At 62.9% G+C, this 15,711-nt stretch carries 12 protein-coding genes; 8 read left to right on the top strand and 4 right to left on the bottom strand.

The genetic code is table 11. The annotated features are described in order from the left end of the window. Nucleotides 1-3: 3 nt before the first annotated feature. Both ACERK3_17665 and ACERK3_17660 read right to left on the bottom strand, forming a co-directional pair. Nucleotides 4-2,193: a glutamine synthetase III gene (locus ACERK3_17665; GenBank protein MFA9480105.1), complete on the bottom strand. Its 2,190-nt coding sequence runs from the start codon at nt 2,191-2,193 to the stop codon at nt 4-6. A 116-nt stretch (nt 2,194-2,309) separates the two neighbouring features. Then, nucleotides 2,310-3,209: an MBL fold metallo-hydrolase gene (locus ACERK3_17660; protein MFA9480104.1), complete on the bottom strand. Its 900-nt coding sequence runs from the start codon at nt 3,207-3,209 to the stop codon at nt 2,310-2,312. A 60-nt stretch (nt 3,210-3,269) separates the two neighbouring features. Here ACERK3_17660 and ACERK3_17655 point away from each other — a divergent pair, with 60 nt between their 5' ends. The 3 genes from ACERK3_17655 to ACERK3_17645 all read left to right on the top strand — a co-directional run bounded on the left by ACERK3_17655 (nt 3,270) and on the right by ACERK3_17645 (nt 7,680). Beyond that, entirely contained in the window at nt 3,270-5,720 is a 2,451-nt protein-coding gene (locus tag ACERK3_17655; GenBank protein ID MFA9480103.1) for a hypothetical protein, read from the top strand. Next, nucleotides 5,701-6,927 carry a M16 family metallopeptidase gene (locus ACERK3_17650; GenBank protein MFA9480102.1) on the top strand — a complete coding sequence of 409 codons (1,227 nt, stop codon included), beginning with the start codon at nt 5,701-5,703 and terminating at the stop codon, nt 6,925-6,927. The genes ACERK3_17655 and ACERK3_17650 overlap by 20 nt, the downstream gene beginning before the upstream one ends. Nucleotides 6,928-7,050: 123 nt before the next feature. Beyond that, nucleotides 7,051-7,680 carry a phosphopantothenoylcysteine decarboxylase gene (locus tag ACERK3_17645; protein MFA9480101.1) on the top strand — a complete coding sequence of 210 codons (630 nt, stop codon included), beginning with the start codon at nt 7,051-7,053 and terminating at the stop codon, nt 7,678-7,680. A 24-nt stretch (nt 7,681-7,704) separates the two neighbouring features. On the opposite strand, the gene ACERK3_17640 is transcribed toward ACERK3_17645, so the two are convergent. Beyond that, nucleotides 7,705-8,265 (bottom strand): thermonuclease family protein, encoded by a 561-nt coding sequence (locus ACERK3_17640; GenBank protein ID MFA9480100.1) that lies wholly within the window; start codon nt 8,263-8,265, stop codon nt 7,705-7,707. 117 nt (nt 8,266-8,382) lie between these two features. Continuing rightward, the gene (locus ACERK3_17635; protein MFA9480099.1) at nt 8,383-8,760 is read right to left on the bottom strand and encodes a hypothetical protein; all 378 of its coding nucleotides are present in this window, start codon (nt 8,758-8,760) and stop codon (nt 8,383-8,385) included. Between the two features lie 175 nt (nt 8,761-8,935). On the opposite strand from ACERK3_17635, the gene queA reads away from it, so the two are divergent. The 5 genes from queA (at nt 8,936) to ACERK3_17610 (ending at nt 15,651) form a co-directional block, all read left to right on the top strand. Then, nucleotides 8,936-10,045, top strand: coding sequence for a tRNA preQ1(34) S-adenosylmethionine ribosyltransferase-isomerase QueA (queA, locus tag ACERK3_17630; GenBank protein MFA9480098.1), 1,110 nt, complete (start codon nt 8,936-8,938; stop codon nt 10,043-10,045). A 240-nt stretch (nt 10,046-10,285) separates the two neighbouring features. Beyond that, nucleotides 10,286-11,341 (top strand): type IV pilus twitching motility protein PilT, encoded by a 1,056-nt coding sequence (locus tag ACERK3_17625; GenBank protein ID MFA9480097.1) that lies wholly within the window; start codon nt 10,286-10,288, stop codon nt 11,339-11,341. 72 nt (nt 11,342-11,413) lie between these two features. Beyond that, nucleotides 11,414-12,646 carry a type II secretion system F family protein gene (locus ACERK3_17620; GenBank protein ID MFA9480096.1) on the top strand — a complete coding sequence of 411 codons (1,233 nt, stop codon included), beginning with the start codon at nt 11,414-11,416 and terminating at the stop codon, nt 12,644-12,646. A 157-nt stretch (nt 12,647-12,803) separates the two neighbouring features. Beyond that, a complete protein-coding gene (locus ACERK3_17615) occupies nt 12,804-13,397 on the top strand; it encodes a hypothetical protein (protein ID MFA9480095.1) in 594 nt (197 codons plus the stop codon). A gap of 61 nt (nt 13,398-13,458) precedes the next feature. Continuing rightward, a complete protein-coding gene (locus ACERK3_17610) occupies nt 13,459-15,651 on the top strand; it encodes a hypothetical protein (GenBank protein ID MFA9480094.1) in 2,193 nt (730 codons plus the stop codon). The last annotated feature ends 60 nt before the right edge of the window (nt 15,652-15,711 follow it).

Here is a 15,711-nt window from a genome sequence, read left to right as displayed (position 1 = left end):
CTTTTACTTGATGAACAGCATTTCCTGGTACGTGGGCAGCGACCAGAGGTCGTCGGCGACGATGGCTTCAAGGGCGTCGGCGTGCTCGCGGACGCTGAGCATGGCCGGCAGCAGGTGGTCGCGATAGAACGCCGACTTCTTCTTGAGGTCGTGGCCCAGGGCGTCGCCCTTGACGACCGCCTTGTCCAGCACGCCGATGGCATCCTGCAACTTCTTCACCAGGCCGGTCACCTCATCGAGCGAGTCGGTGTCGAACGTGTAGCCCACTGCTTTGAGGTGGGCGCACGTCTCGGCCAGCTCGCGCTGATGGCGGATCGCGGCCGGGAAGATGGCCGTCCGCGCCAACTTCAGCGCGACCTTGCTCTCGACGTCGATCTGGATGCAGTACTGCTCCAGGTACGTTTCCTGTCGGCTGGCCAGCTCGCGCTCGTTGAGCACGTTGTACTTCTTGAAGACCTTGACCACCTCCGGGCTGGTGATCACCGGCAGGGCGTCGGCGGCGGTGCGCAGATTCGGCAGGCCGCGCTTCTCCGCTTCCTTATGCCACTCTTCCGAGTAGCCGTCGCCGTTGAAGATGACCTTGTCGTGATCGCCGAGCACCTTCTTGAGGACCTTCTGCACAGCCGCATTGAACTTCTTGGGGCTGCCCTTGGTCTCTTTCTCGATTTCCGTGGCGATGTAGTCCAGCGACTCGGCGACGATGGTGTTTAGCGCCACCAGCGGGCCGGCGATCGACTGGTTCGAACCAACCGCGCGGAACTCGAACTTGTTGCCGGTGAAGGCGAACGGGCTCGTGCGGTTGCGGTCGCCGGCGTGTCGCGGCAGCGACGGCAGCGTGTCGACGCCGACGGTCAGCGTGCCGGGCTTCTTCGAGCCGGTAAGCGACCCCTTCTTGATTTGCTCGAACACGTCGGTGAGTTGATCGCCGAGGAAGATCGACAGAATCGCGGGCGGTGCTTCATTCGCACCAAGACGGTGGTCGTTGCCCGCCGAGGCGATGACCGCCCGCAGCAGGTGGCCGTACTTGTGCACGGACCGGATCACGGCAGCACAGAACACGAGGAATTGCGCGTTTTCATGCGGCGTGTCGCCGGGCTCAAGCAGGTTGCCCTGCGTCGCGTTGCCCAGCGACCAGTTGACGTGCTTGCCGCTGCCGTTGACGCCGGCGAACGGCTTCTCGTGCATCAGACATTCCATGCCGTACTTCTGCGCCACACGACGAAGCATGATCATCACGAGCTGCTGGTGGTCGGTCGCGACGTTGGCGTTCTCGAACACCGGGGCGACTTCGTACTGGCCGGGCGCGACTTCGTTGTGGCGGGTCTTGACGGGCACGCCGAGCTTGTAGAGTTCGCGTTCCGTGTCGAGCATGCAGGCGAGCACGCGTTCGGGAATCGCGCCAAAGTAGTGGTCGTCGAGTTCCTGGCCCTTGGGCGGCTGTGCGCCGAAGACCGTTCGGCCGGCGGCGACGAGGTCAGGCCGGGCGAAGTAGAAGTTGCGGTCGATCAGGAAGTATTCCTGTTCCGCGCCGGCGGTGGCGTTCACGCGGGCGACGTTCTCGTGGCCGAACAGTTTGAGCACGCGCTGGGCTTGCTCGTTGATCGCCTGCATGGAGCGGAGGACGGGCGTTTTCTTGTCGAGCGCTTCGCCGGTCCACGAGACGAAAGCGGTGGGAATGCACAGCGTCGTGCCGTTTGGATTTTCGAGGATGTACGCGGGGCTGGTGACGTCCCATGCGGTGTAGCCGCGTGCTTCGAAGGTGGCGCGCAGGCCGCCGGAGGGGAAGCTGGAGGCGTCGGGTTCGCCTTGGATCAGTTGCTTGCCGGAGAATTCGGTGATGGCTTCGCCGTTGCCGTCGGGTTCGAGGAAGCTGTCGTGCTTCTCAGCGGTCTGGCCGGTGAGCGGGAAGAAGACGTGAGCATAATGCGTCGCGCCTTTTTCGATGGCCCAGTCTTTCATGGCCGAGGCGACCTGATCGGCGATGGAGTAGTCGAGCTTTTCGCCGTTGTCGATGGTCTTGAGTAGTTTTTTGTAGATGTCTTTGGGTAGCCGTTCGCGCATGGCGTTGGCGTTGAAGACATTTTCACCGAACAGCTCGCGCGACGGCGTGTCGACGAAATTCAGCGGGTCGGAGAAGGGCGTGTAGTTGGTTACGGCCGAGACGGCCTGAAGGCGGGCGGTGCTGCCACTCATCGAAGATCGATTCCTTTGGGGCTCGGGTGGGTTACGGTCGGCCTCGGCCCCTCTCCGGCCGACCGTGCAGGCGGCGACAGTTTAACGAAAGCGGGACATGTCGGCGAACGGGCCTGTCACGGCCCCGCCGGGCCGCCGGGGTCCATCAGCACGACAACCCGCTCGCGATGCCGGGCGGGAATCGCGTGGGCAAGCAGTCGGCGGACCCGGTCCATCGGCAATTGCCGCGGCAAATGCGTCAGCACGACCGTCTTCGCCTGCACCATTTCAAGCAGCGAGACGATGTGGTCCAGGTGCAGGTGCTGGCCGCGTCGGGCGTGTTCGCGGTGACTGGCTTGAAGAAAGGTGCACTCGGTGATGAGCACCTTGGCGCGTTGGACGTCGCTGCGTTGAAAGTGCGGCCCCCAGTCAGTGTCGCCGGTGTAGCAGAGCAGCGGCGCGTTGTGGCGTTCCATGACCGGCTCGCCGCGGGCCTGCAACGCTTCGAGCCGTTCGAAGGGCAGGTGAGCGACTTCCTTGCGCAGACGCTTGCGCCGCTCGTAGACGACGTAGCCCAGCGAAGGCACGGTGTGGCGGGTTTCAAACGCGCGAAGGTGTAACGCGTCGTGCAGGTGCAGTTCGTCGTCATGCTTCAGCGGTGTGATGTTGACATCAGCCTGATGCGCGTCGAGCGCCGCGCTGGCCTGGACGAGATCGCGCAGCGGTGCTTCGAGGTTGGGGTGGCAGACCAGGCGAGCCGGGCCGAGGTTCATCCGCTGGCGTTGGCAGAGGTAGTAGCTGAGGCCGGCGACGTGGTCGATGTGGCCGTGGGAGATGGCGATGGTCTTGCTGACGAGCGTTTCGCGGGGGCAGAGGCCCATGTCGAAGCAGAGTTCGAGTTCGGGCACCTGGACGATGGTGTGTTCGCCGGCGACGGAGAGGCCCTGGATGCGGAACGGTTCGAGGCGCAGCTTGGCCATGACCGGGTGGCCGGTGGGCGCGGGGTTGGCGTCGGGCTGCTCGGGTGTGGGTGGCATGTGCAGTGTGTGAGTTGTCTGTACGAACCGACCGGACACTCTATCATGTAGAAAGATGCCATGACTGTCGATGCTCAAGCTATCAAGGCTCACTGTTCACCTGCCGACGCCGACCGGGTTGAGGCGATGCTTCGGCGGGTCGATGACGAATATCTTCATCGCTTCGACGCCGCGACGGTGGCGTCGCATTTTCAACAGCTGCTGCAACTGAACAAAGACGAGCCGGTGCGGACGCTGGTCGAGCAGGACGAAGAGGGCCACGTCGTCTGCACGGTGCTGGCGTTTGATCATCCGTTCGAGTTTTCACTGCTGACAGGTGTGCTGGCGGGCACGGGGCTGTCGATCGTGTCAGGCGATGTGTTCACGTTGCCGGTGGTCAAGGGCGAAACGAAGCCGACGGGCACGACGCGCCGTCGGCAGATCGGCGGTCGGCGGTGGACGTTGCCGACGGGGTCGGACCCGAATCGACGAGGTTTGATTGTCGATCATTTCGTCGGCCGACTGGTCGACGAGGGCGATACGTTTGACGCCTGGCGCGAGCGGTTCGAGTCGACGGTGCGCGATGCGATCATGCTGCTGGAGACCGGCGAAGAGGGCCGTATCGAGCAGGCGAAGAAACGCGTGAACGAGATGGTCACCCAACGCCTGCTGGAGCTGAACACGCCGCCGGAGAAGTTGCTGCTGCCGGTGGACCTCGACCTGACGCCGCTGGCGGACAAGCAGACGCGGATCGCAATCGTGGGCGAGGACACGCCTGCGTTTCTTTACACGCTGAGCACGGCCTTGTCGTTGCGCGGGTTCGACATCCGCCGGGTGCGCATCCGCAACGCGGCGGGCGGTTACATCCGTGACGAGATTGACCTGGCAGACCCGGCCACGCACGAGCCGCTGCCCGAAGAGACGCTTCGTCGCGTGAAGCTTTCGGTCGTGCTCACGAAACAGTTCAGCTACTTCCTTGGTCAGGCGCCGGACCCATTCACCGCGCTGCAACGTTTCGGGCAACTGATCTCCGAGTTGCTTGAGCAGCCAAGCGAAGGCGAGCCGACGGTGGTGGAAGGTTGGCTTGACCTGCTCGCCGACCCGCGCGCGTTGCACAGCCTTGCTCGACTGCTGGGCATGAGCGACTACCTTTGGGAAGACTTTATTCGCGGGCAGTACGAGTCGGTGCTCAGCGTGATTGGTTTGCATTTGCAGGGCAAGCGGTTTTGTGAGCCGATGGAAACGCTGCCGCTGCGACTTGCCGAAACGCTCGATGGCGCGATGGGCCTCGCCGAGCAGCAGGATCGGCTTAACCGGTTCAAGAGTCGCGAAACCTTTCTGATCGACCTCGATCACATTCTCACACCAGGCGTCGACTTTCGCGACCTGAGCGCCCACCTCACCACGTTGGCAGAGAACCTCATCGACGCCGCGACACGGTTGGTGTTTGAGGATCTGGTCCGCTCGTTTGGTCGGCCGTGCTTTGAAAAGGTGCAGACCGAGTTTGTCGATGGGAAAACGTTCGGGCAGACGTGGCCTTATGCGGTGTTTGGCCTGGGCAAACTCGGCGGCGTCGCGCTGGGCTATGCATCCGACCTTGAGTTGCTGTTCGTCTATCCGGGTATGGGTGACGCAGGTCAGACGGCGGGGGGTAAGCGTGAGCCGATCTCCAACACCGAGTTTTACGAAACGCTCGTGCGCGACACGACGCAGTTTCTCAAGACGAAGCGCGAAGGCATTTTCGAAATCGACCTTCGCCTTCGGCCGTACGGCAATGACGGCCCACTGGCGGTGAGCCTCGACCAGTTCCGACGGTATTACGACCCGGCGACGACCGGGACGGGTACACAGCGTAAGGTGGGCAATGGGGCGAAAGCGTCGAGCCCGCCGCACGCATTTGAGCGGTTAGCGCTGGTTCGTCTGCGGTGGATCGCGGGCGATCCGGAACTTGGCTACGAGGTGGAGAAGCTGCGCGACCGGTTTGTGTACGAACGTCCTGAACTGGATATGGACGCGCTGTGGACCTTGTGGGGCAAGCAGAAGAAGCAGAAGCTTGCCGGGAACAAGCACGTGAACGCGAAGTACAGCCCCGGCGCGCTGGTGGATCTGGAAGGGGCGGTGCAGTTGTTGCAGGTGCAGCATGCCCGGCGGGTGCCGCAGTTGCGTACCGCCCGCGTGTCGCAGGCGATGGACGCACTGCGGCGGGCGGAGGTGTTGCCGCCACGCGACTACGCGGAGTTGAGTGCTGCGTACTATTTTTATCGCCAGCTCATCAACGCGCTTCGCATCCTGCGTGGCGATGCGCGCGATTTATTTCTGCCGGAGGTCGGGTCGGATGATCTGACGCACCTGGCGCGGCGGATGGGTTATGCTCCGTTAAGCGGGCGTCGGCAGCGGGCGTTGGACCTGACATTGGGCGATCGGCTGCATCGCGATTTCGCACATCACCGCGAGGTGGTAGGGCGGTTTCTGCGGTCGCACTTTGATCGGCCGATGCCGTACAATGCCGGGCATGCCAGAGATCCACAGTGAACAACTGCCCAACGGACTGCACCTGCTCGCCGAGCCGATTGCGGGTGCTCAATCGCTATCCATGACGCTGCTGCTACCGGGCGGGTCGATGTACGAACCGAGCGATCAGTTCGGCGTCGCGCCGATGCTTTCGGAAATCATCTGCCGCGGCGCCGGCGGGCTTGATGCACGCCAGCACAGCGAAGCTCTTGAACGCCTCGGCGTGCATCGCAGCACGAACACGGAGACACGACACCTTCGCCTGAGCGCGACCATGCTCGGCGACAAGGTGGACGAGGCGCTGCCGCTGCTGGTGGACATGGTCCGTCGGCCGCGCTTCGACGAGGCGTCACTCGAGCCGACGCGACTACTGGCGTTGCAGTCGCTGGACGCGCTGGCGGACGAGCCGCAGCAGCGGGTGATGCTGGAACTGAAGCGACGCTTTTACCCCGAGCCGATCAACCGTTCGCCGCTGGGCGTGCGTGAGCATCTGCAGGCGATGACGCTGGATCAGATCAAGTCGTACTGGCAGCGGACGTTCGTGCCCAGTGGGGCGATTCTGGCGTTTGCGGGCAAGCTGGACTGGTCGGCCCTGCGCGATCGTGTGGCGAAGCTGACCGCCGACTGGCAGGGGGCCATTGATGAGCCCATCGTGCAGGCCGAGGCGAAGCGTGACTACGAGCACATGCAGGCGGACACGTCGCAGGTGCATATCGGCATGGCGTACGACGCGGTGCCGGAGAACGGCGAGTCGAGCATTCTGCAACGCGCCGCGACGAGCGTGCTCAGCGGCGGGATGTCGGGTCGGCTGTTCACCGAGGTGCGCGAGAAACGCGGGCTATGCTATGCAGTGATGGCCAGCTACTCCGGCCATCGCGATCGCGGCGCGGTGCTGGGCTACGCCGGCACGACCACGCCACGTGCGCAGGAGACGTTGGACGTGATGGTGCAGGAGCACCGTCGCATGAGCGAGGGCGTCGACGAAAGCGAGTTTCAGCGGGCGATTGTCGGCTTGAAGTCGCGACTGGTCATGCAGGGCGAGTCGACCGGCGCGCGCGCCGGTGCGATTGCGTTCGACCAGTACAACCTCGGTCGGCCGCGCACGCTTGAAGAGTTGGCTGAGCAGGTCGATGGTGTGACACTGGAAAAAGTCAACGCGTTCATGCGCGAGCACAAGCCGGGCGAGATGACGGTGGTGACGCTGGGATCGCAGGCGCTGCGGTTCTGAATTTCGGATTTGGGATTTCGAATTTCGGATTTGTGGCGGCGGCCAGTGGGGGTGTGGTAGTACGTGAAATGATCGACTTCGAGGCCCAAATTCGAAATCCCAAATTTGAAATCCGAAATTCCAATGAGAATTCTCATCACAGCCGGGCCGACGCGTGAGCCGATTGATGCGGTGCGGTTTATCTCCAACCGTTCGAGCGGTCGGATGGGCGTTGCGCTGGCGGAGTCGGCCGCGGCGGCGGGGGATGAGGTGACGCTGCTGCTGGGGCCGGTAGACGTCACGCCGACGGCGGCAGCGCGGATGCGGATGTATCAGTTCAACTCGTCAGCCGAGTTAAAGCAACTGCTCGAAGCGCACTTTCACGATTGCGAGTTGCTCATCATGGCCGCGGCGGTGGCGGACTATCGGCCGGTCTGCGTGCACGAAGGCAAGCTCGCACGCGAAGGCGCGGGCACGATGAGGATCGAACTGCAGCCGACGCCGGACCTGGTGGCGTTGATGGCGTCGCGCAAACGGGCGAACCAGCGCGTCGTGGCGTTTGCGTTGGAGGAAAAGGCGCATCTCGAAGAACGCGCAGCGGAGAAGATGCGGCGGAAGGGTGTCGATGCGATCGTGGCGAATCCGCTGGGGACGATGGAGTCGTCGCGCATCACGCCAGTGTGGTTGACCGCGGCGGGCGAGCGTGACGAGCCGGGACGGATGGACAAGGCCGACTTCGCCGGTTGGATGCTTGAGCGTGCGAGGGCGTTGTGAGTGGACGTCATCTGTGAGTCGATGTCATCGTGATGCGTCGGCCCAGATGCCACGGCCGGCGGCGCGGGCCTCGGCTTCGTGCTCGGCGTAACGCTCCAGTTGATCATGTGACCAGCGCGCGTTGACGCTTGCCAGCCCGGCCGACAGCAGTTGGGCGTTCAACGAAACATGGTCGTCAACGTACACGTGGGCGAGCAGTTCGCCGTCACGGTTGCGCACGCGATGCGATTCGGTTTCAAGGCGTACCGGCCGATCGCCCACCTGCTCGCGAACAAAGGCGGCGGCTTCGTCGGCCAGCGGTTCGGGGTCGGGTCGGCCGCGCTCGGGCTGTGCGTTTGCCGGCGCGGTGATGCCCCATAGCCGAACGCGCGTGGTGGGGCGGTTGCCGTCCGGTGCGTCGATTTCCAGCGTATCGCCTGAGATGACCTGCACGACGGCGAACGTCCGCGTGTCATAGCGTGAACGATCATCACCCTGATGCAGCAGCAGGCCTGACCGGTCGGCCAACACCGCGATCGCCAACGCCGCCACCGCGACGACGGCGATGATCCGCCGTTTGCGTTGGCGCTGGTGAAGGAACGCCATCACCGGTAGTCGCGGCGGCGATGGTGCGCGTCGGGCACGTGATGATGAAGATCGCTTCGAGCGGGCCATTCGGACAGTGTAGCCCGCGAGGTGCAAGCAGTGGCGTGGTGGATGAGATCAGGCGAGCAGGTCGAGCATGCTGCCTGTGCGAGCCTCGGCCGGGCTCGGGTAGGGCACGGACCATACCTTCGGCTCGGGCGGCGGCGGCTGGTCACACGTCAGCGGCAACTGCCAGGGCCACTTGCCCGACGGCCCCGGCTCGCGCCCCTCGTCCGCCAACGGCAACGCACCTTGCTCGGCCAACGCGCCCGGCACGACACGCGCCGTCGCGGCTTCGGAAATGTGATGCGCCGGACGCTGCGACGACACCGCGCAGGGTTCACCCCCGCGCGGCGGCAACGGACTCGGGTTGGAACAACTGTCCAGTCGCATGCCGGATGACCGGCGAAAGGTGAGCCGAGCCGTGCCATGGACGGCGGCGAAATGCATCGCCATGTTATGGCATGACTTGCAGGCAACGTTCGGCCGTGTCGCCTGTGTCACCCATGCCGGATGTTGCCCACACGCAACACGTCATCGCGGTGTCAGTTGCTCAGACACCACGCGACGCTACGATTTCGACTTCGCCCGGCCGCTTCCAGCCAGGCGAGGGCCCCGAGTTGAAACTGCCATGCGTGCCGATACCCTCGACTATCACCTGCCCGACCGCTTGATCGCGACGCGCCCTGCCGAGCCGCGCGACGCCGCCCGGCTGATGGTCTGTCACCGCGACACCGGCCGCATCGACCACCGCCATGTCCGCGACCTGCCCGGCCTCGGCGTGCTCAAGGCGGGCGACCTGATGATCGCCAACCGCACGCGCGTGTTGCCCGCTCACTTTCACGCCATCCGCACCGCCACCGCCGGCCAAGTGCGTGGGCTTTACCTTCAGGCCGACGACGGGCAGCACTTGCAGGTCATGCTCGAAACCCGCGGCAAGCTGCGCCCGGGCGAGCACATCGCATTTACCACGCCGCCGCATGACACCACGCCCAACCAAGCGCCTGAGACCGCGGCTCTCGAACTGACGCGTTCGCTCGGCGGCGGCCGATGGCAGGCCCGATACCTTGGCGATGAGCCCGTGCCCAGCCTGCTTTCCCGGATCGGTCAGCCGCCGTTGCCGCCTTACATTCAAAAGGCACGCAAGGCCCGCGATGAGCCCGGCATCACGGCCGACGATGTGCAGCGGTACAACACCGTCTTCGCCGACGTCCCCGGCTCCGTCGCCGCGCCGACCGCCGGCCTGCACTTCACCGACGAATTGCTCGCCCGCCTCGCCCGCCTCGGCATACATCGCCGACACGTCACGCTCCACGTCGGGCTCGGCACGTTCATGCCCGTCCGCGCTGACACACTGGACGAACACGACATCCATGAGGAGTGGCTGCAAGTGCCCGCCGACACGTTGGCCCACCTCGCCCGCACGCGCGAGGCCGGTGGCAGGACGCTTGTGGTGGGTACGACCAGCGTTCGCGCGATCGAAAGTCTGCCCGAGCCGATTGTCAGCATCGAAGGCGACTACACGGCGAGCACCCGCCTGTTCATTTACCCCGGCGCGGCTTTTCGCTATCGCTTCACTGATATGTTGCTGACCAACTTCCACCTGCCGCGCTCGACGCTGCTGGCGATGGTGGCGGCCCTGCCGGGCGTGGGCATCGACCGCCTGCACGCCTGGTACGCCGAGGCGATCGCTCACGAATACCGCTTCTATTCCTACGGCGACGCGATGCTGATCGTCTGATTCCAGTTCCCGCACAAAGCCCACGGATCGCATCCGTGGGACCGCACCCGCCTGTGTCAATTAAAACGACTGTAATGATCCTGCGACCTGTTGAATACGGGTGATATTTCCTGATTGGCGCTTATCCCGCGCCCGGCGCTGGCCGATAAGCCGAATGAGCCGACTCCGTGGTGGTTCGGCCGTGCGTAGTACGCGCGGCCGACGCGGGCGGCAGCTTCAACCTGCGAGGGTCGCAACCGCATGGATCTGGACACGATTCTCAAAACCGCCGTCGAGATGGACGCTTCCGACATTCACCTCGTGGCAGGTCATCCGCCGATGGTGCGCGTGCAGACGACGATGACGCCGCTGGACTACCCCGTCATCACCGCCGAGTCGGGCATGCGAATGCTCAAGCAGATGGCCGGCGAAGATCAGATGAAGACGTTCGACAAGGTGAAGGACTCCGACTTCTCCTACGAAGTCCCTGGCGTCGGTCGATTCCGTGTCAACGCTCACCTTCAGCGCGGCGCCGTCGGTGTCGCGCTGCGTGCGATCAAGACCAAGATCCCGCCGTTCGAATCGCTCAGCCTGCCCGACGTGGTCGAACGGCTGACCTACCTGCCGCGCGGCCTCGTGCTCGTCACGGGCGACACCGGCTCGGGTAAGTCAACCACCCTCGCCGCCATGATCGACGCGATGAACGCCCGCTACAAGAAGCACATCATTACGCTCGAAGACCCGGTGGAGTACACCTTCGTCTCCAACAAGAGCGTGATCGAGCAGCGCGAACTTGGCGCGGACGTGCCCAGCTTCGCGTCCGGCCTTCGCCATGTGCTTCGACAGGACCCGGACATCATCCTCGTCGGTGAAATGCGCGACCTCGAAACCACCGCCGCCGCCATCACCGCCGCCGAGACCGGCCACCTCGTGCTCAGCACGCTGCACACCGTCAACGCATCGCAAACGGTTGAACGAATCATCGACATGTACCCCGCCGACCAGCAGAACCAGATCCGCTCCATGCTCGCCAACACGTTGCAGGCGGTGATTTCCCAGACGCTGTTCCGGCGGATCGACAAGCCGGGCATGGCGCCTGCGGTTGAGGTGATGCTCTGTACGCCCGCCGTGCGAAACCTCATTCGCGAGAACCGGGCATTTGAAATTCCCAACGTGATCGACACCAACCGCGCGATGGGTATGACCAGCCTCGACAGCGCGATTGCCGAGTTGTACTTCAACGGCATCATCAGCAAGGAAGACGCGGTCGCGCAAGCCGCGTTCCCCGAGAAGCTCGAGCGCATGATCGCCGCATGATCCAGGCCGGTCGCTTCAGTGACCGTTCAGCGGGAAGAGTCGCAACGCAAGCCACAGAGGTGAAGTAACCCCATGCCTCAGTACCGTTACCAGATGCGAACCAGCGGCGGCGAAGTCTCCGTGGGTGTGCTTGGCGCAGAAAACGCGCTGGCCGCCGCGCAGCAACTCCGCAGCCAGGGGCATACCGTGCTCCAGCTTTCGCCTGTCCGTACGTCAATGACGGCGAAGTCGGCGATGGCCAAGGTCAACGAAGTTCTCAACTATTCGTCCGGGCCCACGGCTCGCGACATTCTCAACTTTACCACGCAGCTCGCCGTTATGGTCCGTGCCGGAATCGCGCTGCGCGCCGCTATCGAAGGCATTGCCGAGCAGACCCAGAACCCCAAGTTCCGCAACATCCTGTTCCAGATCAAGGCAGACGTGGAGTCCGGCAAGCAGTTCAGCGAGGCGCTCGCGCGACACCCGCGACAGTTCGGCCCGTTGTATGTGAACATGGTGCGCGCCTCGGAAATGTCTGGCTCGTTTAGCCACATGCTCGAACGCATCGCCAGCTATCTCGCTCACCAGATCGAGACGCGATCGATGGTCATCGGCGCGATGATCTACCCGGGCGTGATCGCCTCCATGGCCATCGGTGTCACAATCTTCCTGCTCACCTTCGTGCTGCCGCGCTTCGCCACGGTGTTCGAAGGCAAGGAAGCCGCGATGCCCACGCCGACCGTGGTGCTGATGAACCTCTCGGCCTTCATGGTCGACTGGTGGTGGGCCGTCGTGATGGGACTGATCGTTGGCTGCCTGGGCTTTTTCGCCTTCGTCCGCACGCAGGCGGGCGGCTGGTGGTTCGACGGCGTGAAGCTGAAAGTGCCCCTGTTTCGCGCCATGTTCCGTGCCCTCTACATCAGCCGAAGCCTGCATACCATGGGCGAACTGGTCAACGCCGGCGTGCCCATGCTCGACACGCTCCACATCACCGGCGAGATCAGCGGCAACCGCCACTACCGCCGACTCTGGCTCAGCGTGCAGAACTCGGTGAAGCAGGGTAAGAAGATCGCGCATCCCTTACAGAAAAGCACACTGCTGCCCAAGGCCGTTGTGCAGATGGTCTCGGCCGGCGAAGAGTCGGGCAAACTCGGCGAAGTGCTGGACGAAATCAGCACGTTCTATTCCAAGCAATTACGCGAAACGATCAAGACTGTCACCAGCATGATCGAGCCGATCATGATCATCGTGATGGGTACGGTGGTTGGTTTCATTGCGATGGCCATCATCCTGCCGATCTTCAAGCTCTCGACGCTGGTGAGTTGAGGAATTGATAATCGCTGATTTGTGATCGCTGATTTTCCGGACGTGAGGTTTCAAGCAGTTGTCGTGGCTGCTAAAGACAAAGAAGCGACATTGGTAAGGTCGAAGGGTTGGTGAAGCTGCCCGTGAATCGTATGAAAAGGAAGGGGGCAGGATGTGCATGGCTGTGATGTTTGACAATCAGCAATCAGCAATCAGTAATCAGCGATTACGTCGGCGAAGCCGACGCGCCCGCGGCTTTACGCTCATCGAAGCGGCGCTGACCACCGTCATTGTCGGCACGGGTGTGCTCGCCATCGTTGCGGCGCAGCAGGCCTATCACATGAAAAACGACTGGGCGCAGCGCACTGGCACGGCGTTGCTGCTTGCCAATGAGATCCGCGAACTGACGCTGACGATGCCGCTTTACGATCCGATCCACGGCCCGGCGAACTTCGGCAGCAAGGGCGACAACGTCCTCGCATTCAACTGCGTTGCCGACTTCGCCGGTGCGCCTGGCACGGGCGGCCTCGGCGAAGGCTGGAAGTCCGGCGAATACCCGATCGACGCACGACGCCAGCGGCTGACCGAGTATGGCCGATGGCGGCAGGTGGTGACGGTGCGCAACATCTGGCCGGAGAACCTGGGCACGACCTTCGTCGAAACGCTCGGCTCGACGGACATGATGCGCGTCACCGTCGATGTCCAGTACCGCCAGTCAGAAGATCACGATTACCAGCATGTAACGCGGTTGTCGTGGGTGGTCACGCGATGAGCCCGCTTACGAGCTATGCACGCTGTCAGGGCCCGCACCGTGAGGCAGAAGGATCTCGGCATTGAAATCTTCGAAATTTAAAATTCGAAATCCGAAATCGCAACGCGGCGCCGCCGCGGTGCTTGCAATGATGTTCCTGGTGATCTTCGGCTCGCTCGCGGCGGCGATGGCGATCGTCTCGCAGGGCAACCTCGCCACGGCGGACAGTCACCTGAAAGTCAACCGTTCGCTTGCTGCGGCCGAGACGGGCATGCGCGTGATCGGTCATGAGTTGGGTAAGCTCGCGCTGGGCGATCCCAACGACGCCGAGCGCTACCCGGGCATCCGCATCACAGAAGGCGAGATCTCGCCGCAGCTTGCCAGTCAACTCTGGTCGCAGTCCGATCGCATTGCCGATCGCCTGGTTGATGCGTTCCCCGAGGCAGCGACGATCGCAGCCGACCCGGAAGACGGCGTTGCGGTTGTGCACATCGGTCCTCTGGGCATTGCGCCCAATGACCACATGACCTTCACCGCAACGGTTCGCCCTCGGCCGGACGACGCCCGCTATCTGCGGGTGCGCGTGGTCGCCAGTGATGGACCGGAGCATGCGCGCATTCACCGCTCGATCTCTCAGGACTTCCGCATTGATAAGCGGATACCTTACGCCGTGCTCTCCCGCAGTCGCGTCATGGTCGGGCGAAACGTCATGATCGAAGGCCCCATCGGTTCACGCTTCACCGAAACGCACCTCGAACACGGCCACCCTGTGCACATTGTCAGCGACTTCCACGGCCTGACGCCCGAGTTCGACGAATTGCTCGAAGCGTTCTACGGCGACCTGGCCTCCAACGACCACGACGGCGACAACCGCCTCAGCCTCGCCAGCGAACTGGAGATGGAAAGCATTAGCGACCCCACCGAGTGGGACGTCACCGGCGACCACCACATCAGCGAGTGGGACCTGTTCCTCAAACACTTCGGCAACGAAGTCGATGGCGAATATCGCGTCCGCAAACAGGATCTTGTCAACGCCGGCGTTAACGAGGCGATCGCCAACGAATTGTTCGACATGATCTACACCTTCCGCGACCCGGACCGCTCGTTCGACAGCCAGAGCTACCTCGGCCCCGATGATCGCTATGCGAAAATCCAGGGCGAGGTCTATCTCGACGCCACACGCGAGCAGTGGGAAAGCGGTGCGGCCTATGGCGACTATCGTGATTTTCTCCAGGGCCCGATCCGCCCCGGCCACAACAAAGATGCGTTGACATTTGATGCCCAAAACACCAACGAAATCTACGAGTTCGACTCGTCAAATTTCGACGTGAGCTGGTTTCGCGATCAGGTCAGCTACGCCGGCAGCGACGTCGCTTCGCAGGCTTACTCGCAGGTCAGCAATCACGATCCCGACAACCCGAACTCGCCCCAGCCGATCCGCTATGTCACGGAGGAAGTTGCGTTCGGCTCGCAACATCCTTACGACTTCTTCGAACGTCCCGTCTATGAAAACATGACGTTCGAGAACGTGAAAATCCCCCGCGGCACGAACGCGCTGTTTATCAACTGCACGTTCATCGGCGTGACCTTCGTCGACTCGAACACCGACAACGACGACCCCAACTACAACTACGCCGGCATGCAGGAAGTTGACGGCACGCCGCGATACCCCGGCCTGACCGCCACGGTCGACGGCCAATCCATCGAAGACACGAAACAGCATGGCAATAACCTCCGCTTCGAAAGCTCCACCTTCGAAGGCGCGGTCATCACCGAAACACCTGACCAGTTCACCCATACGCGAAACAAAATCTCCTTCACTGGTAACACACGCTTCGACATTGACAACTCGGTCCATCTAAGCGAATCGGAGCGGGCGCTGTTTCGACGCAGCACCATCCTCGCGCCGCACTATTCCGTGGAGATGGGCACCTTTACATCGCCAGACGATCCAAACCAGTACGTGGAACTGTCCGGTGCGATCGTCGGCGGCATTGTCGACCTGCGCGGCAATATTCGAATCAACGGCATGATTATTACTACTTTCGATCCGCAAAGTGGTCAGCACCCGGTGATCGGCGACACAAGCCCGCAGTTCAACACCACGCTCGGCTACTTCGGCCCGGATGCTGGCGACCTCGAAGGCGGCTTCCCCACCACCGGTATGGGCCGTATCCAGGTCCGCTACGATCCGAGCATCGCGCTGCCTGACGGCATTTACAGCCCGATCCAGATCACGCCTGTTGTGGCGACTTACACCGAAGGTGGGAAATGATGATTTGGGATTTCGAGTGTCGAATTTCGGATTTGAAACACGCCACGCCGACGGCCGTGA

It is taken from the genome of Phycisphaerales bacterium AB-hyl4, assembly GCA_041821185.1.
Lineage (GTDB): Bacteria > Planctomycetota > Phycisphaerae > Phycisphaerales > Phycisphaeraceae > Natronomicrosphaera > Natronomicrosphaera hydrolytica.
Note: the sequence above shows the minus strand (reverse complement) of the source record. Positions and strands in the feature narration are given on the sequence as shown.

Bases quoted from the DNA above. Each gene is read 5' to 3' on its own strand.
- ACERK3_17665 (MFA9480105.1), bottom strand. From the start codon at position 2,193: ATGAGTGGCAGCACCGCCCGCCTTCAGGCCGTCTCGGCCGTAACCAAC.
- ACERK3_17660 (MFA9480104.1), bottom strand. From the start codon at position 3,209: ATGCCACCCACACCCGAGCAGCCCGACGCCAACCCCGCGCCCACCGGC.
- ACERK3_17655 (MFA9480103.1), top strand. From the start codon at position 3,270: ATGACTGTCGATGCTCAAGCTATCAAGGCTCACTGTTCACCTGCCGAC.
- ACERK3_17650 (MFA9480102.1), top strand. From the start codon at position 5,701: ATGCCAGAGATCCACAGTGAACAACTGCCCAACGGACTGCACCTGCTC.
- ACERK3_17645 (MFA9480101.1), top strand. From the start codon at position 7,051: ATGAGAATTCTCATCACAGCCGGGCCGACGCGTGAGCCGATTGATGCG.
- ACERK3_17640 (MFA9480100.1), bottom strand. From the start codon at position 8,265: ATGGCGTTCCTTCACCAGCGCCAACGCAAACGGCGGATCATCGCCGTC.
- ACERK3_17635 (MFA9480099.1), bottom strand. From the start codon at position 8,760: ATGGCGATGCATTTCGCCGCCGTCCATGGCACGGCTCGGCTCACCTTT.
- queA (MFA9480098.1), top strand. From the start codon at position 8,936: ATGCGTGCCGATACCCTCGACTATCACCTGCCCGACCGCTTGATCGCG.
- ACERK3_17625 (MFA9480097.1), top strand. From the start codon at position 10,286: ATGGATCTGGACACGATTCTCAAAACCGCCGTCGAGATGGACGCTTCC.
- ACERK3_17620 (MFA9480096.1), top strand. From the start codon at position 11,414: ATGCCTCAGTACCGTTACCAGATGCGAACCAGCGGCGGCGAAGTCTCC.
- ACERK3_17615 (MFA9480095.1), top strand. From the start codon at position 12,804: ATGGCTGTGATGTTTGACAATCAGCAATCAGCAATCAGTAATCAGCGA.